The sequence below is a fragment of the Gordonia sp. 852002-50395_SCH5434458 genome (assembly GCF_001665905.1).
Lineage (GTDB): Bacteria > Actinomycetota > Actinomycetes > Mycobacteriales > Mycobacteriaceae > Gordonia > Gordonia jacobaea.
In genome coordinates this window covers 58,689-80,556 of record NZ_LZTC01000009.1, presented here as the reverse complement: position 1 = coordinate 80,556, position 21,868 = coordinate 58,689, and the positions used below count along the sequence as shown (strand labels likewise).

General features: G+C 63.7%; 20 protein-coding genes. 9 read left to right on the top strand and 11 right to left on the bottom strand.

The features are described from left to right. Window positions 1-223: 223 nt before the first annotated feature. The 3 genes from A5785_RS01315 to A5785_RS01305 all read right to left on the bottom strand — a co-directional run bounded on the left by A5785_RS01315 (window position 224) and on the right by A5785_RS01305 (window position 3,074). Complete coding sequence (locus tag A5785_RS01315) at window positions 224-1,174, bottom strand: hypothetical protein (RefSeq protein ID WP_064864279.1); 951 nt, start codon at window positions 1,172-1,174, stop codon at window positions 224-226. A 142-nt stretch (window positions 1,175-1,316) separates the two neighbouring features. Beyond that, the gene (locus A5785_RS01310) at window positions 1,317-1,778 is read right to left on the bottom strand and encodes a nuclear transport factor 2 family protein (RefSeq protein WP_064864277.1); all 462 of its coding nucleotides are present in this window, start codon (window positions 1,776-1,778) and stop codon (window positions 1,317-1,319) included. Window positions 1,779-1,781: 3 nt separating this feature from the next. Beyond that, entirely contained in the window at window positions 1,782-3,074 is a 1,293-nt protein-coding gene (locus A5785_RS01305; RefSeq protein ID WP_049699902.1) for a cytochrome P450, read from the bottom strand. Window positions 3,075-3,324: 250 nt separating this feature from the next. On the opposite strand from A5785_RS01305, the gene A5785_RS01300 reads away from it, so the two are divergent. Both A5785_RS01300 and A5785_RS01295 read left to right on the top strand, forming a co-directional pair. Then, the gene (locus A5785_RS01300) at window positions 3,325-4,488 is read left to right on the top strand and encodes a steroid 3-ketoacyl-CoA thiolase (protein ID WP_049699903.1); all 1,164 of its coding nucleotides are present in this window, start codon (window positions 3,325-3,327) and stop codon (window positions 4,486-4,488) included. Between the two features lie 17 nt (window positions 4,489-4,505). Then, entirely contained in the window at window positions 4,506-4,985 is a 480-nt protein-coding gene (locus A5785_RS01295; RefSeq protein WP_049699904.1) for a nitroreductase family deazaflavin-dependent oxidoreductase, read from the top strand. A gap of 1 nt (window position 4,986) precedes the next feature. Here the strand turns inward: A5785_RS01295 and A5785_RS01290 are convergent, their stop codons facing one another. Then, entirely contained in the window at window positions 4,987-5,616 is a 630-nt protein-coding gene (locus tag A5785_RS01290) for a TetR/AcrR family transcriptional regulator (RefSeq protein ID WP_064864275.1), read from the bottom strand. 137 nt (window positions 5,617-5,753) lie between these two features. On the opposite strand from A5785_RS01290, the gene A5785_RS01285 reads away from it, so the two are divergent. Next, the gene (locus A5785_RS01285; protein WP_064864273.1) at window positions 5,754-7,025 is read left to right on the top strand and encodes a cytochrome P450; all 1,272 of its coding nucleotides are present in this window, start codon (window positions 5,754-5,756) and stop codon (window positions 7,023-7,025) included. A 97-nt stretch (window positions 7,026-7,122) separates the two neighbouring features. Further along, entirely contained in the window at window positions 7,123-7,935 is an 813-nt protein-coding gene (locus A5785_RS01280; protein WP_064864271.1) for a glycosyltransferase, read from the top strand. On the opposite strand, the gene A5785_RS01275 is transcribed toward A5785_RS01280, so the two are convergent. The 4 genes from A5785_RS01275 to A5785_RS01260 form a co-directional block, all read right to left on the bottom strand. Further along, entirely contained in the window at window positions 7,887-9,251 is a 1,365-nt protein-coding gene (locus A5785_RS01275) for a hypothetical protein (protein ID WP_064864270.1), read from the bottom strand. The genes A5785_RS01280 and A5785_RS01275 overlap by 49 nt on opposite strands. Then, entirely contained in the window at window positions 9,248-10,705 is a 1,458-nt protein-coding gene (locus A5785_RS01270) for a condensation domain-containing protein (RefSeq protein ID WP_064864268.1), read from the bottom strand. The genes A5785_RS01275 and A5785_RS01270 overlap by 4 nt, the downstream gene beginning before the upstream one ends. Beyond that, window positions 10,702-12,177, bottom strand: coding sequence for a condensation domain-containing protein (locus A5785_RS01265; RefSeq protein ID WP_064864266.1), 1,476 nt, complete (start codon window positions 12,175-12,177; stop codon window positions 10,702-10,704). Before A5785_RS01265 ends, A5785_RS01270 begins: the two co-directional genes overlap by 4 nt. Window positions 12,178-12,266: 89 nt before the next feature. Beyond that, window positions 12,267-13,091 carry an alpha/beta hydrolase gene (locus tag A5785_RS01260; RefSeq protein ID WP_414652019.1) on the bottom strand — a complete coding sequence of 275 codons (825 nt, stop codon included), beginning with the start codon at window positions 13,089-13,091 and terminating at the stop codon, window positions 12,267-12,269. 421 nt (window positions 13,092-13,512) lie between these two features. Here A5785_RS01260 and A5785_RS01255 point away from each other — a divergent pair, with 421 nt between their 5' ends. Genes A5785_RS01255 through A5785_RS01240 form a run of 4 tightly spaced genes read left to right on the top strand, consistent with a single transcriptional unit; the run spans window position 13,513 to window position 17,982 of the window. Continuing rightward, window positions 13,513-14,469 carry an ATP-binding cassette domain-containing protein gene (locus tag A5785_RS01255; protein WP_082937838.1) on the top strand — a complete coding sequence of 319 codons (957 nt, stop codon included), beginning with the start codon at window positions 13,513-13,515 and terminating at the stop codon, window positions 14,467-14,469. Further along, window positions 14,466-15,338: an ABC transporter permease gene (locus A5785_RS01250; RefSeq protein ID WP_082937839.1), complete on the top strand. Its 873-nt coding sequence runs from the start codon at window positions 14,466-14,468 to the stop codon at window positions 15,336-15,338. Before A5785_RS01255 ends, A5785_RS01250 begins: the two co-directional genes overlap by 4 nt. After that, window positions 15,335-16,738 (top strand): hypothetical protein, encoded by a 1,404-nt coding sequence (locus tag A5785_RS01245; RefSeq protein WP_064864264.1) that lies wholly within the window; start codon window positions 15,335-15,337, stop codon window positions 16,736-16,738. The genes A5785_RS01250 and A5785_RS01245 overlap by 4 nt, the downstream gene beginning before the upstream one ends. Next, window positions 16,729-17,982, top strand: coding sequence for a glycosyltransferase (locus A5785_RS01240; protein WP_064864262.1), 1,254 nt, complete (start codon window positions 16,729-16,731; stop codon window positions 17,980-17,982). Before A5785_RS01245 ends, A5785_RS01240 begins: the two co-directional genes overlap by 10 nt. Before the next feature lie 24 nt (window positions 17,983-18,006). Here the strand turns inward: A5785_RS01240 and fadD8 are convergent, their stop codons facing one another. Continuing rightward, complete coding sequence (gene fadD8, locus A5785_RS01235) at window positions 18,007-19,644, bottom strand: fatty-acid--CoA ligase FadD8 (RefSeq protein ID WP_064864260.1); 1,638 nt, start codon at window positions 19,642-19,644, stop codon at window positions 18,007-18,009. 150 nt (window positions 19,645-19,794) lie between these two features. On the opposite strand from fadD8, the gene A5785_RS01230 reads away from it, so the two are divergent. Further along, the gene (locus A5785_RS01230) at window positions 19,795-20,451 is read left to right on the top strand and encodes a GNAT family N-acetyltransferase (RefSeq protein WP_064864258.1); all 657 of its coding nucleotides are present in this window, start codon (window positions 19,795-19,797) and stop codon (window positions 20,449-20,451) included. A gap of 90 nt (window positions 20,452-20,541) precedes the next feature. On the opposite strand, the gene A5785_RS01225 is transcribed toward A5785_RS01230, so the two are convergent. Both A5785_RS01225 and A5785_RS01220 read right to left on the bottom strand, forming a co-directional pair. Then, window positions 20,542-20,937 (bottom strand): hypothetical protein, encoded by a 396-nt coding sequence (locus A5785_RS01225; protein WP_064864257.1) that lies wholly within the window; start codon window positions 20,935-20,937, stop codon window positions 20,542-20,544. Then, window positions 20,934-21,842 (bottom strand): SDR family oxidoreductase, encoded by a 909-nt coding sequence (locus tag A5785_RS01220; protein ID WP_197494454.1) that lies wholly within the window; start codon window positions 21,840-21,842, stop codon window positions 20,934-20,936. The genes A5785_RS01225 and A5785_RS01220 overlap by 4 nt, the downstream gene beginning before the upstream one ends. Window positions 21,843-21,868 lie beyond the last annotated feature (26 nt).

Genomic DNA, 21,868 nt, shown 5'->3' with positions numbered 1-21,868 from the left:
TGTACCGAGAGCTGCACAGACGTTGGCTCAGAGCCGCCCCTCACGCCGCGCGCCGCCCGAGCATGCCCAACACCCGACCACTGGCCGACAAGCCGTCGAACTAGCTGGGCCGCACCAGCCTGGCGCGCAGCTACCTCATCTGCGTACAGCTACCTTCTGCACCGCCCAAGGTGGCTGCACGTAGATCAGGTAGCTGCACCGAGCCCTGCACAACCAGCCGCCCTTACGCCGCGCGCCGCCCGAGCATGCCCAGCACCCGACGCGCCAGGACCGCAGGCTCGTCGACGTCGCGCCAGCCCCACCGCAACAAGGCGTGTCCGGTCTCGACGATCCCGTCGCCGCGCGACTTCTCGGCGAGTAGCGCACGTCGGGTCTCGTCGGCATCGTCGCCGTACTTCTTGTTGCCGTCGGCCTCTCCGCACAGCCGCGCATCGCGCCAGTACAGATCGACGCGCGCGAGGAAGTTCCCGTGCGCGTCATAGATGTTCACCTGCAGCTCCGGCTCCGGGACGCCTGCGTCGACCAGTTCGACGCGGCTGCGCGTCTCGAGCACCGACTCCGTCCTACTGTCGCACCGGCCGACCGCGCGGATCGCCGCGGCACGCCCCCGCATCCCCACGAGCAGGTCCAGCTCATTCTGCAGATCGTCGACGGTGCACAGTCCGGCGTGCAGCGCGGCGTCGCCCACCGCGATCGCTGGTATCCGTGCGCCGGTGCGCGCGATGTCGACCACCGTACGAGCAGGCGACACCACCAGCACACCGTCGACCTCGACGAGGGCTGGTGGTCGGGTGTCGGTGATCAACCTCGTACGCGATGTGGTGCGCGTGCCCGGCGTGCGTCCACTGTCTGCGATCGACACCCGCGAGGTATCCAACCCCCAGACAGGTAAGCCAAGCACCGCGGCGGCCGACGAAAGTGCCAGCGCGCGAGTGTGTTTGGCAGCCCGAACCTCCGGCGTGCGGGCGTCGCGTCGTATCACGGCAAGCGCTCGCTGCCGGTGCCGCTCCTCAGGAGTGTCTTCTGCCAGCAGATCGCGCGGAATCACCACTCCCGGCGCCAGCGACACGAGGGTTCCGACGTCGAGCGCCAGCCGTATCTCACGGTCGACGTAACCCGCCGCGAGGAGCTCAGCGCGATTGACCGCGCCCGTGACGCCATGGAAGTGGACCATGCACGTTGTGACGCACGCAGCGTCGGATCGGTTCCAACAAAAATCCGCACCTCATCTGTCACGCCTTACCTTCGGCAGTGCCGAAGGTAAAGTGCCACAGACGAGGTGCGGATTTCGACGTCAGGCCAAAAAGTCCCAGACGTCAGGCTGGCCGGACCGAGTTGATCGTCTTCTCGACCTCCCAGAACGCGCGCAGCGCCGACAGCTTGCCCTCTTCGTCGGCGCGATAGGTGAACACGCCGTGCGCCTCCGACACGTGGCCCGCGATGTGGGTCACGATCTTCCCGACGTACGCGACCTCGTTGCCGCAGATGATCTCATCGTCGAAGACGAAGTCAATGCTCTCGGTTGTCGCGATCGACAGATCCCAGAACTGCGAGATACGCTCTCGCCCTTGGAATCCGACCCCTCGTTCATCGAACATCGACGGCCCGACCGGGTCCTCGACCTTCGCGTCGGCCGCGAAGTTGTCGAGCCAGGCCTCCTTGTCACGAGCCGCGACCGCCTCCCGCGATCGCCGACCTGCCACCACTGCGGGATTGTTCTCCCTATCGATGCCCAGATATGCGGGTTGACTCGAATCCTGTTGGGCTGCACTGGTCATCGGTCACCGAGTCCCGTAGTCGACCTGGAGTTCCTTCACGCCGTTGATCCAACCGTGCCGGAGTCGACGCGGCTCGTCCAGCCGCGAGATGTCGGGCACGAGGTCGGCGATTGCATTGAACATCAGGTTGATCTCCATGCGTGCGAGGTTCGCACCGACGCAGAAGTGCGCTCCGTTGCCGCCGAATCCGACGTGCGGGTTGGGGTCGCGCAGGATGTTGAAGGAGAACGGATCGTCGAACACGTCCTCGTCGTAATTGGCTGAGCCGTAGAACAATCCGACGCGCTGCCCCTGCTTGATGTCGACGCCGCCGACCTGCGTGTCGCGCTTGGCGGTGCGCTGGAAGCAGTTCACCGGCGTCGCCCAGCGCACGATCTCGTCGACCGCCGTCGCGGGGCGTTCCTTCTTGAACAACTCCCACTGGTCGGGATGCTCCAGGAAGGCATTCATGCCGTGGCTGATCGCGTTGCGCGTGGTCTCGTTGCCAGCGACGGTGAGCAGGATGAAGAAGAATCCGAACTCGGCCTCATCGAGGTGCTGACCGTCGATGTCGGCGTTGACCAGCGTGCTGACGATGTCGTCGACAGGACACTTTCGACGCTCCTCCGCCATGTTGTAGCCATAGCCGAGGATCTCTGCCGACGCCATCTGCGGATCGACGCCTGCGAACTCGGGATCGTCGTAGTTCATCATGCCGTTCGACCAGTCGAACAGCTTCTTGCGATCCGACTCCGGGACACCGAGCAGATCGGCGATCGCCAGCAGCGGGAGGTCGACGGCCACGTCGTGGACGAAGTCGCCGGTTCCCCGGTCGGCCGCCTGGCGCACGATGGTGCGCGCCGCGTCGTCGAGCTTCTCCTCGAGCGCCTGCACGGCCCGCGGCGTAAACGCCTTCGAGATCACCTTGCGCAGGCGGGTGTGCTCCGGCGGGTCGTGATTGATCAACAGCGCCTTAGTGACGTCGAGCTGATCTTGAGGCATCTCGTCGTCGAACCGCATGATGACGCCGTTGGTCGACGTTGCCCAATCCTCGTTGTTCTTCGAGATCTCGCGAACGTGTGCGTGCTTCGAGACGACCCAGTACCCACCGTCGTGGAAACCGCCACCCTTACCCGGGAGCTGGGCATTCCACCAGACGGGAGCGGTCTTGCGCAGGGCCGCGAACTCGGCGACCGGGATGCCCTTCTCGAGCAGGTCCGGACTGGTGAAATCCCACCCCTCCTGATGCATGAACGGGCATGATGCTGCCGGTGAGGATGACGTCTGGTCGGCCCCCACGCCGTCGGTCTGAATCACGTGAAATACCACCCTGTTCTCAATGTTTACAACCGAGACGCGAACGTGTTCACGTCTCACTGACGCTCACTGTACACACAGTATCGCACCAAAACAGGAACTCGTTCTACTTTTCTGCCGCCGCCATGGACAGAAACAGGAACATGTTCTACTTTCATGCCAGAGCAGTAGATCTGTGCCAGTGCAGTCCGCAAGCAAGAGGGCTGCGCGGAGAAGTAGTAGAAAAGTAGAAGCCCGAAAGGTGACGGACATGGGTGTGCCGGTAATCGTCGAAGCAGTGCGAACCCCCATCGGCAAGCGGGCGGGCTGGCTCTCCGGTCTACACGCTGAGGAGCTACTCGGCCTCACTCAGCGCGGCTTGATCGAGAAGGCGGGTATCGACGCATCGCTGGTCGAGCAGGCCATCGGCGGATGTGTCACCCAGGCAGGAGCGCAGGCCGGCAACATCACGCGCAAGGCGTGGCTGTCGGCCGGACTTCCCGAGCAAACCGGCGCGACGACCATCGACTGCCAGTGCGGCTCGGCGCAGCAGGCAAACAACCTGATCGCCGGGCTGATCGCCTCGGACGTGATCGACGTCGGCATCGCGTGCGGCGTCGAGCTGATGACGCACACCCCGCTGGGAGCCAACGTTGGCGTCGACGCCGGCCCGTACCACGCGGACTCCTGGAACGTCGAGATGCCCAATCAATTCGAAGCCGCAGAGCGAATCGCAGCACGCCGCGGGATCACCCGCGCCGACGTCGACGAACTCGGGGTGCGCAGCCAGCAACGCGCACATCAGGCGTGGGACGAGCACCGGTTCGACCGTGAAGTGTTGAGCCTCAAGGCCCCTGAGCGCACCAAAGAGGGCGTGGTGACCGGCAACATCATCGACGTCACACGCGATCAGGGCCTTCGCGACACCACACCCGAATCGCTCGCGGCACTCAAGCCGGTCATCGACGGCGGCATCCACACCGCGGGCACGTCGTCGCAGATCTCCGACGGCGCTGCGGCCGTCCTGCTGATGGACGAGACCAGAGCGCGCGAGCTCGGACTCCGCCCACGAGCACGACTGCGGGCCGCCGCCCTCGTCGGGTCCGAACCGTACTACCACCTCGACGGCCCGGTCCAAGCCACCGAACGGGTGTTGGCCAAGGCGGGAATGTCGTTGTCCGACATCGACATCGTCGAGATCAACGAGGCATTCGCGTCGGTGGTACTCAGTTGGGCTCGCGTGCACGGCGCCGACATGGACAAGGTGAACGTCAACGGCGGCGCTATCGCCCTCGGACATCCGGTCGGCAGCACGGGTTCGCGGTTGCTCACCACCGCACTCCACGAACTCGAACGGCGTGACGCACAGACTGCTCTGGTCACCATGTGCGCGGGCGGCGCACTGGCAACCGGCACCATCCTCGAGCGCATCTGAGAGTCACGGGAGAGCGCATGAAGGCCGAAAACCGTCCCACACAACTCGATTCACCGATCGTGTCGAAAGCGATCAAGCTCGGCTCACGCCTCAACACCGCACTGTACAAACGCAGCGGAGGTCGGCTCGGCCGCACATGGCGGGTCGGCGCGGCGATGCGCAACCCCGTCGACGTATGTCTGCTGACCACGATCGGCCGCAAGTCCGGCCAACCGCGCACCGTGCCGCTCCTCTATCTGAGCGACGGCGACACGATCGTCGTCGTCGCCTCGCAGGGCGGATTACCGTCGAACCCGGCATGGTACCTCAACCTGCGCAGCAACCCCGACGTGTCGATCCAGATCGGTTCGCAGACAGGCGAATACACGGCACATACGGCGAACGAACGGGAGCGCGAACGACTCTGGCCTCGCCTGGTGGAGCTGTACGCCGACTTCGACACCTATAAGGCGTGGACCGAGCGCACCATCCCGGCGGTGATCTGCACACCACGCTGAGTCAGATGCGATCACCCGGCACGGCTGCGCCCGTCGGCAACGCGCGGATCGCCGCACCCGCCCACGCATCGAGGAATGCACGACGCTGCGCACCCGAACGTGCCGTACTGTGGTCGATCATCATGGACTGCAGTGTGCGCAAGACGATTTCGACGATGATGTCCATCTCGGCCGGGCCGTATCCGCGTGCAGCCCAGTCGACATCCATGCGCTCGACCATCGAACGTGCGAATGCCTGACCGGCCTCCGACGTCACCCCCTCCACCGCGAACAGACTCACATTGTCCGCCGCGAACAGAAGGCCGACGTAGCGGTCGTCTGGCAGTTCCTGGAGGACCACGTCGATTCCCTCGACGACCGCGACGTCGGGCTCACGAATACCGCTGACACGTAGCGCGATTCGCTCGAGAAATGCACCGACGGCGTCGAGAGCGGTTGCCCGGAGCAGCGCCTCGGTACTGGGGAAGTATCGATACACCGTCTGGCGAGTGACCCCGAGAGTGCGCGCGACGTCGCTGATCGTCGTCGCTACACCGTGTTCGTCGATCGCCGACCGTGCGGCCGCAAGGATGCGCGCCGTCGCTTCGGCGTCGTCGACCGGAACACTTCCGGCCCAGCCGTGCGTACGCATCCTTCGCGACCACCTCCCGGCACCGATTTCCCAGTACCTATGTCCCGGCACCCACTTCCCAGTACCGACCTCTACCAGCGCAGACCGTATCACGGGAAAACGACCATACACATGCGGTCTGACTGTATGGTGAAGCCATGACAGCCATCACCACCGATGCGGCCTGCCCATTCGGCAAGGGCTTCGATTTCACCGATCCCGATGTGCTCGAATCCGGGCTACCGAAAACCGAATTCGCTCACCTGCGCCAGACCGCGCCTGTCTGGTGGAACGAACAGCCACTCGGCACCTCGGGTTTCACGGACGGCGGCTACTGGGTGATCTCACGACACAGAGACGTGCGCGAGATCTCGAAGAACAACCAGGTGTGGTCGACGAATGCCAACGGCGCCATCATCCGACTCCCCGACTACGTCACCCCCGACCAGATCGAGTTCACCAAGGCGCTACTCGTCAACCACGATCCGCCGGAGCACACTCGTCTGCGCAAGATCGTGTCGCGACTGTTCACACCGAAGGCTGTTGGGTCACTGGAGGAGAATCTCGCAACTTCGGCGCGCCGGATCGTCGAATCGGCCGCAGCCAAGGAGTCGGGAAACTTCGTCGACGACGTGGCCATCCACCTTCCCCTACAGGCGATTCTGGATCTCATCGGTGTCCCGACAGCCGACCGTCCGCGTATTCACGAGCTCGTCGACGCGATCATCAACAGCGACGATCCCGACAACACGATCGACCCCGCGATGGCCAACGCCGAGCTGCTCGGCTACGCCTATTCGATGGCCGAGGAGCGTCGGCGCAACCCCACCGACGACATCGTCACCACGCTGATAGAAGCAGACATCGACGGAGAGTCGTTGTCCGACATCGAGTTCGGGTTCTTCGTCATCCTGCTGATCACCGCGGGAAACGAGACGACGCGCAACGCGACCAGCCACGGCATGAATGCCTTCATGTCCCATCCAGCGCAGTGGGAGTTGTTCAAGTCGCAGCGCCCGAAAACCACGATCGACGAGGTGCTGCGCTGGTCGACTCCGGTCAACGCCTTCCAGCGGACGGCCAAGGTGGACACCAGCATCGAGGGCGTCGACATCGCCGCGGGACAACGGGTCGGCATCTTCTACGGTTCGGCAAATTACGACGAGGACGTCTTCGACGACCCGTTCACGTTCAATATCCTCCGAGATCCCAACCCGCATCTCGCGTTCGGCGGCAACGGCGCCCACTTCTGCATCGGCGCCAACCTCGCGCGCCTCGAACTCTCCCTGATCCTCAACGCTGTCGCAGACGTACTTCCCGACATCGAGCGGATCGGCGAGCTGCGTCGTGTGCGATCAGGCTGGCTCAACGGCGTCAAAGACCTGCCCGTTCGCTACGGCGCAACTGGGGGCTGCCCGGTCGCGCACTGAGCAGTCTCTGCGTCTCTGGATTGCCCACTACCCCGACGTCGCTTTACTCACATCACATTCACGTGCAAGACAGTCACCATCCCGGTTGAATGGCAGCATGGCGAACGAAAGCACTGAGTTGGCGGCCCCGCGAGTCGCTGTCGTGGTCCCCGCCTACAACGAGGTCGACTACATCGAAGACACGATCCGCGCGCTGCAACAGCAAACTTTTCGCGATACAGCCGCCCACGATGCGCGCGCGCCATTCCGCATCATCGTGGTGGACAACAACAGTACCGACGGGACCGGTGATCTCGTTCGCGAGCTCGCGTCCCACTCGGCTGTCCCCATCGATGTGCTCACCGAAGTCGAGAAGGGCACGGGTAGTGCCGCAGACTCGGGCTTTCGTTACGCCATCGACGCCGGAGCCGAGTTCATCGCTCGCACCGACGCCGACACGCTCCCCGCGCCGGACTGGCTGACACAGATCGTCGCCCCACTGCTCGATGGCAAGAGCCTCGCGGGAGGTCGAGTGCGTGCCCGCAGTTCCGACGGAGCGCGTGCCATCGCGTTCAACCTGATCGGCACGACGTGGCGCCTCGGACACCTCATCACCTGGTTGCGCACACGATCTCAGCCGGCGCACCTACGAAAGAGTTTCCTGGTTGTCGGCAACAATCTGGCGGTCACCGCTGATACCTACTGTGCGGCAGGTGGATTCCCGCGGACGAAGATCGACGATGTCGATGAGGACGCGGTCCTACAGCAGCGCGTCACCGCACAGGCGGGAGCCGATTCCGTAGCGCTCGCACCGCATGCCGTTGTCTACACATCTCTTCGCCGACTGCAGGCCTACGGCACTCGGGGTTACCTCGATTGGTATCAATCCAAGAACGCGGGCGACGGCGACGTGCCCACAGATGTTCGCTGATCAACGAGGCGGTCGCTGATCTCCCTGACCGCAGCACCGGTGAGCTCCAGTACACCGCCGACCACGGACTCCGCCGCCGCTGTAGCGGGGTACCGAACCCTGACATGGATGCCATCGTCGTCGCGCCACAGCCACCACTGCACGTTGTCGGTCGCGTGGTCGCCCGATAACTGCTGCACTGCAATATCTTTCGACGGCCGACGTTGACGGGTGTAATCGACGTACGAAACCATGAAGACATCGCCGCGTGTGCTGCGCAGCCTGCTGCCGAATGTCTGATAGACCGCCGTCAGTCCGACGCTCGCGAGAGGTAGAGCTTCGGCGAGTCGATCTGCGTTGAGCGGCAACAGTTCGACGAGGTCCCCCTCGCCGCGGACACGCAGCGGGATGTTGGCAACCACCCAGGCAACGATCGACTCGGATGTCTGGAGCCCCGACGGCACGATCAGCGCGGTATCGGCCGGACCACCAGCCAGACGGATTGCGCGCCCGATGCACGTCAACAGCGCCGAGAACGTTCTCGCGCCACGCGTGTGTACAGCCGAGCTGAAGTGCTGCGCCTCAGACCTACCGAGGAGGGTGCTCACCCGTGTTCTCATCGGCGCTCGAAGTCCGGGTTCCAGCCCCAGGTCGAGAGGGAAAGCTGGTATCTCCCAGTCCGATTCGTCGAGGAATCGGAACCAACCGGCAAGTCGTGGATCGTCGGGAGCCACGTCGCCGCTGAACGTGTGCGCGCGCACGGCGGCCAACCCCGAGCCGGCACTCGACAATGCACGGCCGGCAACCACGTCAGAGATATCGGCTGCTAGCACCGTCAATGATCGCGCGTCGACGTAGAAGTGATCGAACGCGCAGATCACCGTGGTGGTATCAGGGCGGAGCACCGCCCCGAAAAAGTGCGAAAGCGGCTCGGTTGGGTTGCATGCCAAGGCGATTCGATCGAGCACCAGCTTCGTCATGCCCGCGTCTGAAGAGTCGGTCGGAGCCTGGGAGTCAACACTGACGCCGATCGACGACAAGGGGACTTCGCGCCGACTGAGGTCATGGCCATCCGCTGCAACATAGGTTCGCAGGACATCATGCCGCGACAGCAACACCTCGGGAAGCCGTGCCAGCAGCCCGCGCTCAACCGGATAGGGAAAGTCGAGAACCAGTGTCAGCGAACCCGGATGCCCCGCTCGATGAGAATCAACGTGAAATCGTTCGTTCTCCGACAGTCCGGTATCAGAAGGCAGATCGTCTCCGATGAGATCGGCATGAAAGACGGAGAGTTGACCTGAGCTCAGTGAATAATCCTGTGTACCAGTTAGTTTCATTGCCTCACCCGGGTACCCGCGATCGCGGTGACCGCGGAGTCTGCAGATTCCAGGAGCGCTCTGAGCTGTGCCGCAACTGTGTCGAGATAACGATTGATGTTCGCGCGTGCGACATCGTTGTCGGGAATTTGAGATTCGACGACCAATCCGTCAACCATCCGACTCAGCCACAAGTTGGAGTTCTTGGTTTTGCCGATACCAGGGAACCCCACAGTGGTTCCGACAGTGGGGTCGTCGATTCCCGGCAGCCGACGGTGATCGATGTAGGTCACCATCTGAGGAGAACCGGCCATCTGTGGAAGCTCGCCGGACCGCGCAAGGACCTGCAGAACCGCTCCGATGGGGGCGGCCGCAGCGTTCTTGGCCCGCTTCACCGCGACGGATGCCGTGCGCGCCAACTCAATCGGGTCAGCTCCGGGTTCGACGTCGAAGTACACCGGTGCGAAGTTGCATGCCCAGCCCTGAGTGAACTCGAACTCAGGCCCGCGAGTTGCCAGCGCAGTCGTCGTGAAGAAGCGCTTCTCCCCTGTGCACAGGTACTGCGCAGATGCCAACGCGGAGAACAGGCATCCAGCAATGGTGACCCAGCTCGACGAAGCACTGACGATGTCGAGCGCATCCGCTTCGTCTGCTGTGAGCAGATCCCGACGGCAGCGCACCGCAGGCGCGGGAGCGTCGTCGTCGAGTCCGAGTGGAACCGGCGAATCGGGAAGAGATCCCTTGATGGCCAGCGCTTCTCGCCACGCCTTGACGCCGATGTCATCGGCACGCACACGCGCAGCGCGACGATGCTCATCGGCGACGTAGCTGTCGAATGATGCCACATCGGTCAGCTTGACCGGCGTTCCCGAGATCTCCGCCCGATACAGTGCGTTGATCTCGTCCATCGCCAGCCATAACGAATAGCCGTCCCCGTGCACGTGATCGGCGCCGAGGTAGAACGTGAATCCACCATCGCCGTCGAACGCTCCGAAGTGCATCGACTGCGGGGAATCGAACGCGGTCGCAACGGAGATGCGATTCGCGAGGTGGTCACCCGCATCCGCCGCGTCGACTCTCCGACTCCGGCCCAGCGGCCACTGCGCCACCATCTCGATGTGGGTCTGCGGTATGACGTACCGTTCGACGCCCACCTCGCCCAGCGTGTAGTAGCTCCGCAGTTCGTCGTGCCGTCGTACGAAGGCCGTCAGCGCTGCGGCCATCGCAGCCGGGTCCAGCGGGGTATCGAATCTGGCAACAGCGCCCACGACGGAACGGTGCTCGTCGCCGCGGGCACGCGCCGCGGTCGAAGTGACCACGTGCTCGGTCTGCAGAAACGTTGCACCCCCGGTCACACGTGCGGCCTGCAACGCCGCATCAGTTGAACACAGCGCCCACTCGATGGGCGTGCCACCAGGAAACTGCCTACGCAGCAGCGGTTCTGGCGTCGCAGCCGCGCCGAATACCACCGTCATGCCGTGATGTCCGCCGACGCTTGCGACGTCATCTCGCGCGCAAACATGTAGTCGTGGTCACCAGCGTCGACGATCGTACGCAGAACCTCCGCGAACACCGAGAGGAAAGCTTCGACCTCGCGCCTACGCTCCCCCGACGGATAGCGCGTCGAGATGTTGATCCCGTCGGGAATCCGGTTGATCCACAGGTACACCTCGTCGACTTCCCGGGTGGCACTGCGCAACACTCGCGCGTTTCGACGATCCCATTCCGCAGCTCCCTGCGCCCGCCGCAGATCGATATAGGACACGACGAATCCCGGAGGCGTCACGTCGCCCCCGATCAGATCAGCGATCGGGGCGAACGGTGCGGTACCCACGTTCTTGTACCGCGACACCGACTCGGCGACACGCGGCAGAGCCTGAGAGAAGGTCTGCGCATCAGATGGATCGAGGTGCACGGGAACGAGACCGACGAACCACCCGACAGCCTCGCCCCACTCGGGTCCCGTGCGCGTGTGTACAGGGCTGACGAATCGCACTTCGCCGGTTCCGGCGAGCGCCGCACTCGCGATCGACATCGCAGTGTAGATACCCGTGGTCACCGAGCCACCTGCTGCCTTGCAGATGTCGTTGAATCGAGCGGCCTGCGCGCTGTCGAGAAGGTCCTGCGAAAGACTCACTTGCATACCGGAATCCGGCTCGCGGGGAGGCACTACGGCGTCGAGGCCACCGGTGACACATCGAGGGAAGCGGGGCATCGCATGTGGCTGGACGGACGTGGGCGACTCGTTGAAGAACTGCCGCCAGGCGACGACGGCAGAGTTGTTCGCATCGATCTGTTCACCCAGATGCCGCTCCGCATCGCTGAAGTCCAGGTAGCTGCCGTACTCGGCGAGCCCATGGTGCTCATCGTTGATCTCCGCGCGATAGAGGGCGCTGAGCTCATTGATCGCGAAAACCTGTGTGTAGGCGTCCATCACGGTGTGGTCAGCACCGAAGACGACGAGGAATCTGTCGTCACGGTCATCGGGTTCCAGAGTCACGACGACGCAGTGCGGCCAGGTCAACGGGTTGACCGTGGTATCGAAGAAGTCCTGAATCCTCTGGCGGGCCGCGTCGGGCGACGCCGCCACACCCATCGAAAGCCCGGAAACTCCGACGGCCTCCGGCTCGATGGTCATCCGCACCAGATCGTCCTCAGGAGTCCCGCCGAGCTGGACTGCGGAACGGAGCGCCTCGTGGCGGGCGAACCACTGCCTGATAGTCGCGGCGAACGCATCGCGGTCGAACCGCTCCTCGATGGTGAAGGCCGTTCCGATCCAGTGTCCGTGCCATTCGTCACCGAGTTCGGCAGCGCGTCGAGCGTGCTCGAGGTGCATGTATGAGAGCCGACGAGAATCGGCACACCATGAATCCGGGTCGGCAGTAGCTTCCCACGCGGTGATCGCGCCAGTGGGAACCTGATAGTCAGCGAGCTCTGTGTATTCCATCGGCATCCTTTTCAGTCACCCGTGCACGGGTACACGTGAATACCCCGGGTATCGAGGAGGGTTTGCAGCCATTGTTAACAGAATGGAATTCAGCTGTTCATCCCATGCTCAAGAATGGGCCAGCTCTCACGCTGCTGGTCTCGCCAGTAAGGCCATGCGTGAGTTCCAGGATCAACGTAACGAATTGTCGCCCCAATATGCTGCGCCGTCAATCGGGACTCCAATTGTTGGGTGCACCAGAGGGAACCCGTTTCGATTGCTCCGCCAATGACCTGCCGATCAATGGGGTCGGAATTGTCCGGATATCCGGGTTGGTCATACGTGCCCGCCCGCCCTGTTCCAGTGGATATATAGAGCGTGGTGCCACGGAGGTTGTGCGAGAGCGACAGTACGTCGTGGGCCGCCCAGCCCGGACTACCGGGAGGCCCCCACATGTTATTTGCGTCACCCCCGAAGGCTGCGACGATCGCCCGTGGATAAGCCTCGCCTGCGACGCCTGTGGTGCTGTAGCAACCGCTGTAGGCACCAACCGCCCTGTAGAAACCCGGGTTCCTCGCCGCGAGCACCAACCCCGCTCCCGCGCCCATCGAGATCCCCGCGATCCCTCGTCGTCCGTTGCCGTCGAACGCGGCGTCGATAAGGGGCGGCAGCTCCTTCACAAGGAAGGTTTCCCACTGGTAGCGGCCTAGTTTCGGGTCGTCGCGCTGCCAATCGGTGTAGAAGCTTCCGTTGCCCGCCAACGGCATGACAACGTTCACATTCTTGTTCGCGTAGAAGTTTCGGGCGTCGGTCTTGCGTAGCCACATGCTGTTGGTCGGGTCCTCTTCACCGAGACCACTCAGCAGGTACAGCGATGGCCTGGTTCCCGAAGGGTTACGGGGCGTGATCACCTGCACCTTGATCGTCTTGCGCATGGCAACCGAGTAGACGTAGACCGCCGTTACACCCTGCCCCTCTGCGACTGTTCGCTGTATCGTCGGACGTAGGGGTTCTGCTCGTGCAACCCCAACTCCCAGCGACGCCGCTGCAATCACAGTGATCAGAACTGATACGGCACATTGCCACGCAAAGCGCGGTCTGCGGTTTTGAGCTATGACGATTACCTCCAGATCGCGACGGGGAGTCGCCAAAGAATAGCGACTAAGCGATACCCTCGCACACGGACCGTGTGACCGTAGCGTGCGCTGATCGGCAATTTAAGGGGATAGAGACATATACCACTCGATGCGGATTGTCAGGAATCTCGCAGGGTTCAACTCGCCTCGACACTTTCTCGACGAGCAAATAGCCTGTTGAAGATCTGACGGATGATCCGACGAGGACGGAGGGCACTCGATGGTGATGTTGCCGACGATTGCAATCGAGGCCGACTCGCTCGGTAAGAAATTCGGAAATGTCAATGCAGTTTCAGACATTTCCTTATCGATACCGACGGGATCGGTGTGTGGGTTGTTGGGCGCGAACGGCGCAGGCAAGACCACGACGGTACGTATGCTCGCGACGCTCATCCGGCCGGACTCCGGCTCGGCACGGATCTTCGGCCGTGACGTCGTGAGACAGGCGACCGCCGTGCGTTCGATGATCGCGGTGACCGGTCAGTACGCCTCACTCGACGAGGATCTGACGGCAGAACAAAACCTCGAGCTGTTCGCCACCCTGCGCGGATTCGGCCGACGTGCGGCTCGTTCTCGTGCGCACGAGTTGATCGAACAGTTCGGACTCAGTCACGCCGCCTCGCGCCCCGTGTCGGGTTTCTCCGGCGGCATGCGACGACGACTCGACATCGCCACCTCACTGATCTCCGCTCCGCCGCTGCTCTTCCTCGACGAACCGACGACAGGTCTCGATCCCACCACACGGACTCAGATGTGGGCCGTCGTCCGCGACCTCGTCGATAACGGTACGACGGTGCTACTCACCACCCAATACCTCGACGAGGCAGACAAACTCTCCGACTCAATCGTCTTGATCGACGGCGGGCGGGTGGTGGCCGAAGGTACGGCCAGGTCGCTCAAGGAGCGCATCGGTACGCGCACACTGCACGTTCAACTCGAAGACAGATCCAGAATGCGGGAGGCCGCAGAGATCATGGGGGCAACGTTGTCCGCGGATGTCGTTCAGATTCCTGCCGAGGGCGCGCTCTCGGCGATCACCTCGGAGCCGGGGCGGGCCGCATACGCGGTGTCCCAACTGGAGTCCGCGGGCATCGAGGTCGCCGACTTCTCGTTCCAGCGCCCCACGCTGGACGATGTCTTCTTCGCCATGACAACCCGAGAGTCGGCCCGGACATGAGCAGCACCATCGATCAGACGAAGTCCGGCGTCGCCGATTCGGGAGCAGCGGCGACGGCCGACGCCACCAGTAGCGGAATCGAATGGCCGATCACTCCTGTCGACAGGATTCCCTTCAGCCAGGGGCTGCGCCAGACGTTCGCACTAGCTCGTCGCGGGCTTCTCCGGATGAAGCACTCCCCACAGCAACTGTTCGACGTGATCATCGTGCCCATCGTCTTCACAGTGATGTTTGCCAACATCTTCGGCGGAGCCGTCGCGGGAGGCGTCGACAACTACCTCGTCCTGCTTGTCCCCGGCGTCCTGGTCTCGGTGGCGGTGACCACGTCGGTGGTCACCGGAACGCAGTTACGTGAAGACATCGACAGCGGTGTGTTCGACCGGCTGATCTCCATGCCCATAGCGCGCATCGCGCCACTCGCAGGCTTGCTGACTGCGGATACCCTGCGATACGTCATCGCGAGCGTGATGTCTCTCGTCGTCGGCCTCTGCATGGGCTACCGGCCGGCAAGCGTGATCGGGGTCATCGCAGGCGTCACACTTGTCGTCTACGCAGCGTTCTCGCTGAGCTGGATCTTCGCGTTGCTGGGTGTCCTGCTCCGCAAAGTATCAGCGATACAAGGCATCTCGATGCTCGTGCTGATGCCGATGACGTTCACGTCCAATGCGTTTGTGCCGACCACGACAATGCCCGGTTGGATGCAGGCGATCGCTGACGTCAATCCGGTCTCACACCTCATCTCCGCGTTTCGCGGGCTGGCAAACGAGGGACAGATCACAAGCGACGTCGGATGGACGCTGGTGGGAACCACCGCGATCTTGATTGTCTTTGTCCCACTTACGTTGCGCGCCTACCTCTCGCGGTCATGACGACCACTTCGACGCGCACGACCGGGTCGATACACTCGGCCCTGCCGGTTGAGCGTCTGACCACCGACGACGATCTGTTCGTACGGATGGAACACGCGCTGGGGCTCGGGGTTGTGAATCAATGCGTATGGCAGCTACCCACTCGCCTCGACGAGGACGCATTCTCCCGACTCGGAGAGCGACTCTGCGCGGGTCGCGCATCGAGACTCGTCGCGCGACGGCCACCACCGGCTCGCGATGCGTGGCGGTACACGCCGACCGCCGGGTCGGTCGAATTCTTCACTGAGACGGTGCGTGCCGAGAATATTGCCGCATGGGTCGACGCCCAGGCACAGTTCGCTCTGAACAGCGTGTCGGGCCCCTCCTGGCGACTGAGCGCCGCCCACTCCGACGGCATTGGTACGTACGTCTCATTCACGGCGGCCCACGCGATCGGCGACGGCGCCACGCTGATAACGGCGATCGTCGAAGCATTGTCGGGGACCGCCTACAACACAGACGTAGCCATGCCCGACCTCGTATCCGACCTTTCCGATGGAGCAGGCACTGCGGCGCGGGCAGCTCGCGCGGCGGCTTCCAGTGTCGTCGCGACACTTCGTGACGCATCACCACGAGGATCTGCGCGCCCCCAACCGTCACGCGCACCTTCCCCGAGCCCGGCGCCTACTGGTGCGATAGCGACGACAAGCGCAGGGCGGGCTGCCGGAACCGAAGCAGGCATACCCCCCTCGGTGATCGTGACCGTTGATCGCGAGGAAGCACTTCGGGTTGCCGCAGAACGCAACGGCACGCTGAACTCACTGTTCGTCGGGCTGATGGTCGGAATCGTCGACAAAGCCGGACTGGCATCGTCCGGAGACGTCGTCCCGGTGTCGATTCCGGTGTCACAGCATCGTGAGGACGATCGGCGCGCCAACGCCACGACAGGCGTCACCGCCCACATACGTCTCGACTCCAACCGCTACACCGACCTCAGCGAGATTCGCGACGCGTGCAAGGCGGCATACCGCACGCTCGATGCGCGGCCCGGCTCGATGGCCGCGATGTCCACTGTTGCACAGGCTTTGGGCGACAGGGCCGTGCGTCGACTCGCTGGTGGGATGTCGACGCCCTTATGTGTGGCGTCCAATGTCGGACGGGTAAATCCTTTGTTTGCGTCACTTCATACCGGACATACCGGAGTTACCGCCATGCGCGCCGTCACCACGGATACCGCCGGCTTGGCGGGCCATGCGGGCGGTATCAGCGGCTGGTTGTGTACCGGAGATGAAGTGCTGACGCTTGCGGTGAGCTCGCTGAACCCCTCTCGGATCAACGATCGGGATTCGCTCCGCGCACTGGTCGCCACCGAGTTCGCTTCCTGGAGACTGACCGAAACAGAGTGGGGCATATGCAAATAGCATTCGTCATGCACGGCAGTAGAGGCGATGTTCAACCTGCGGTCGCGCTCGGAGCCGAACTTCGCCGACGCGGACACAGCGTCGAGTTGGCTGTTCCCGACGACCTGGTCACTGCTGTCTCACGTTCTGGGTTGCCGACGCGCAGCCTGTGTCCATCGACTGCGGAATTGCTCTCGAGTCCGCTGGTGAAGCGAGACCTCAAGTCGTGGAATCCGTATAAGAGGTTGACCGCACTACGCAAGGTCGGATCGCACGGATCGGCGATGTCGGAGAGAGTCATGGGCGAACTCGCCGATACGGCGGATGTCCTCGTCAGCGGACCACTGGCACAGGAGCGGGCTGCGACGGTCGCAGAAAGTCGGAGCATCTCTTTCGTCCCGCTGCACTACTGCCCGATACGTCCCAACCACAATCTGTCGCCGCTGTACCGGCCATTGCCAACTGCGATCAGCGCCGCCACATGGCGCGCAGCCGACTACCTCTTCTCACTCACCCAGCGCCCAAACGACCGCGCCCTGCGCCGCCGTCTGGGTCTCCCGTCGGTATCGGGAACCATCGGCGCGAGGCTTCGGCGGCAGGGAACACCGGAGATCCAGGCGTACGACGCCGAGTTGTTCCCGCTCCTCGAGCGCGAGTGGGGAGAACAGCGCCCGTTCACGGGCTTCCTGCTCCCCGACGAACAGACACGCGCAAAACTCAACGGACACAACGACAATAGTCAGATCACCGACATCCTCGACTGGATTGGATCGGGGCCATCCCCCGTCTATGTCGGCTTCGGGAGTATGCAGATCCCACCCGAGCGGATCTCTTCGGTCGTTGATGGACTCCTGTCGCTCCGCCTCCGGGTGATCGCGCATACCCGACACGCACTGCCAGAACGCGATGGCCTGCTGCACATTACCGACCCCGTCGACCACGAGGTCCTCTTCCCCGCTTGCCGAGCAGCCGTCCACCACGGCGGGGCAGGCACCACCGCCGCCGCTCTGCGAGCTGGGATCCCATCAGTGATCGGTTGGCTCAGCGCCGACCAACCACTCTGGGCGGCAGCCCTTCGCGACCACGGAGCCGGGACAGGCGCGCCGCTGTCACGGCTCTCGGACACCGACCTCAGGTTGCTCACTGCCAGTGAGCCTTATCGCGCAGCCGAGGCGTTGGCGAGTCACATCGTCGATCCCGCAGAGGCAGTCGACGCCGCATGCGACGAAATTCTGCAGGCAACTGCAGCAGGCCCGTCCCGATAGACGTGCTGTGCTGCAGAAACGGACCTAGCCGACGCCACGCTCCGACGACGCCCAGAACTTAGCGCGCAACGCCTTCTTGTCGGGCTTACCGAGACCGGTGAGTGGCAGCGACTCCGCGAAGATCACGTCCTTCGGCGATTGCACGGCCCCCTTCCGCTGCTTCACCGCATCCTGGATCTCTGCCGTGATCCGCTGCCGGTCATCGTCATCGGCCTCGACGTCGCCACGTAATACGACGACGGCGGTCACCGCCTCACCCCACTTCTCGTGCGGCACACCGATCACACCGACCTGACCGACCGACGGATGTTCTGCGACAACGTCTTCCACCTCTCGCGGAAACACATTGAAGCCACCTGTGACGATCATGTCCTTTGTGCGATCGACGATGTACCAGTATCCGTCGGCGTCTTCACGCGCGACGTCGCCGGTGCGCAGCCATCCGTCGCGGAACGTCTCCGCTGTCTGCTCCGGCAACCCCCAGTAACCAGCGGCGAGAAGTGGTCCGGCAACACAGATTTCGCCCGGCTCGCCCGGCGCCACCGGCTTGTCGTCTGGCCCGAGGAGCGCAGTACGCAGAAACGACGACGGTCGCCCACAACTCGACAGCCTGCGCGTGTCTTCTCCCGGCTTGGGATGCTCGTCCTTTGCGAGGTAGCTGATGACCATCGGCGCCTCCGACTGCCCGTAATACTGTGCGAAGATCGGCCCGAATCGCTCGATGGCCTCGGCCAGCCGCACCGGATTGATCGGCGAGGCACCGTAATACACCGTTTCCAGCGACGAAAGATCGCGGGTGCGTGAGTCCGGATGATCCATCAGGGCGTAGAGCATCGACGGCACGAGCATGGTCGCGCTTATTCTCTCCTCCTCGATGGTCCGCAGCACCTCCGCGGGATCGAACTTGCTCAGCACCACCATCGACCCGTTCTTCATCAGCGTCGGGAGGAAGAACGCCGCGCCTGCGTGCGACAGCGGCGTGCACATCAGAAAGCGCGGCCGCGTTGGCCATTCCCACTCCGACAACTGGATCTGCGTCATCGTCGTCATCGCGCGAACCGTGCCGATGACGCCCTTGGGTTTGCCCGTGGTGCCACCGGTGTAGGTGATCGACATGATGTGGTCCGGCGAGAGCTCTGCCGCGGTGAGCGTCGTAGCGTCGTAACCCGCCGCCTCGGCGACGACGTCGCGACCCACCGCCGACAACGCCTCGGGCACGGGGCCGAGCGTGAAGATCTGCTTGAGTCCGTCGACTCGCTCCATGAGCGCGACAGCGCGCTCGACGAACATCGGCACCGGATCGATGACGAGCGTTGTCACCCCCGCGTCGGACAGCACGTACGCGTGATCGTCGAGCGAGCCCAGGGGATGCAGCGCCGTGCGTCGCCAACCTTGAGTCTGGCCGGCACCGATGACGAACAGCACCTCGGGGCGATTGAGCGCGAGGAGCCCTACCGACGATCCCGTACCCGAACCAAGTCCCTCGAAAGCCTGCACGTAGCGGCTGATCTCGTCGGCCATCTGGGCGCCGGTGAGCGTGGTGTCGCCGAGCTCGAGCACGTTACCCGACGCGTTCTTCGCCAGTGCCGCAACAAGAAGGTCGCCCATATGGGTCGATCCGCGCAAGTGGTCGATTTCGGACTCAGAGATCTCAGATGCCATGCGTCACAGAGTAGGACGTGTTCTAGATTCAGGGAAGGTCACCCAGCTGATTGCTGTCTCTAAGTGCGACAATCAATCTTCTAGGACCGAGATTGGTAACTAGAACATGTTCCATGTCCTACCGGCCAGTAGCTCATTAGGATCGACAGCATGACTGATGTGGATCTGGCAACCGAACGTCGCGACATCGCCGACGCTCTCCTCACCGCCCTCGACCGACGACACGAGGTGCTCGACGCCATCGTCGACGCCGACGATCACACCCAAGCCGTCTCCGCGATCGCGGAGCTCCTCGGCAAATCACAGCTCGGCGCATCGGCAATCCTCGACATGAAGCTCGACCAGTTGACCAAGGATGAGCGCCGCAGAAACCAGAGCGAGCTCGACGACCTCAACCACCAACTGACCTTCACGCTCGCCGAGCGTCCCGCGAGCAGCGGAGACACCGTCGTGCTGCGCGCCTTCTCCCCCAGTGACGACGCCGAACTGTTTGCCGAGCGCACCCGCGAACTCGGGGTCGCCGGCGACGGCTCGGGCCAGCCCGCGCGCGAGATCGACCAGGAGATCGCACAGGCCGCCGGACGCGTCGACGAAGAAGAGGCGGCCTGGCTGGTCGTCACCGACGGCACCGACAAGGTGGGTTTCGTATTCGGCGAACTCACCGACGGCGAGGTCGACGTCCGCGTCTGGGTCCACCCCGACTTCCGCAAGCAGGGTTACGCCACCGCCGCGATGCGTAAGGCACGGTCGGAGATGGCGGGCTACTTCCCCGGAGTTCCCATGGTCGTGCGCGCACCGGGCGTCTGACGGACAGCTCGTCTGACATCACCGGGTCTGGCATCCCCGGATCTGATATCACCGGGTCTGACATCACCGCGTCGGCGCTGAGTGGCCCACTCAGCGTCGACGCGGAAACCCGAAACGCGCGACGATGGTGCGAATCCGGACCTCGTCGTCGATCAGAAACGATTCGCTCACCGGCGCCCACAGGCCGAATGCCTTGGGGGCCACGTGGACTCGATACTTGGTCGATACCGTGTGGCCTTCGACCACAGCCTCGAACCCGCTGACCCGATGAATCAGACGGAATTGCGGGCCGCGCGCGAGGCTGCGGGCGATGTGGTCGCCGCTTCGTCCGGTCTTGATCCCCATCTCCACCCGCGTACAGTCCGGATGAAGGCGAACGCCGGAGGGATCGTGACTCACCAGCGCGTCGACGTATGCCCGCGCGGCAGCGATCCGTTGTCCGCCAACGGAATCGCCGTCGCCGTCGGCAGGAGCACTGTCGGTCATCGTGCTCCGTACACGGGCACCGGGGCGGGCGTCTTGGCCAACAGATCGTCGACGACGGGCGTGAGTTCACCCGGTTCCCAGCGGGCGCCCTTGTCGATCGACGCTGCGCGCTGCCAGCCGTCGACGACGCTGATCTTGCCGCCCTCGACCTCGAAAACCCTCCCGGTGACGTTCGACGATTCGACCGATCCGAGCCACACGACCAGCGCGGAGATGTTCGCGGGGTCCATGGCGTCGAACGAACCGTCATCGGGAGCAGCCATCTGCGCCGCCATCGCCTCACCGGCGCCAAGCGTCATCTGCGTGCGCGCCGACGGTGCGATCGCGTTGACCGTCACGCCGTAGGCACCCAGCTCGGCCGCCGCCTGGATGGTCAGTTCGGCTATACCTGCTTTCGCCGCCGAATAGTTGCCCTGGCCAACCGATCCGAACAACCCTGCGCCCGACGAGGTGTTGATCACCCGGGCCTGCCGCGTCGACCCCGCTTTGGATTCCGCCCGCCAATACGCTGCAGCGTGGCGTAGTCCGACGAAGTGCCCCTTGAGGTGGACGCGGACGACGGCATCCCACTCGTCCTCCGACATCGCGACGAGCATCCTGTCGCGCACGAATCCCGCGTTGTTGACCAAGATGTCGAGGCCCCCGAACTCCTCGAGTGCGGTCGCCACCATCGCAGCGCCGGCGTCCCAGTCGGCGACGTCGCCGACCGAAGCGACGGCCCGACCGCCGCTCGCGGTGATCTCCTCGACGACCGCTGCTGCAGCATCTTCGGCGTAGTCGTTCACCACGACGGACGCACCGTCTGCCGCGAACGCCAGCGCGTGGGCACGTCCGATCCCCTGACCCGCGCCCGTCACGATGGCCACGCGATCCGCGTTCGACCCATGTCCGTTGTCGCTCAACACAATCCCTTCACTAGCATCGACCCATG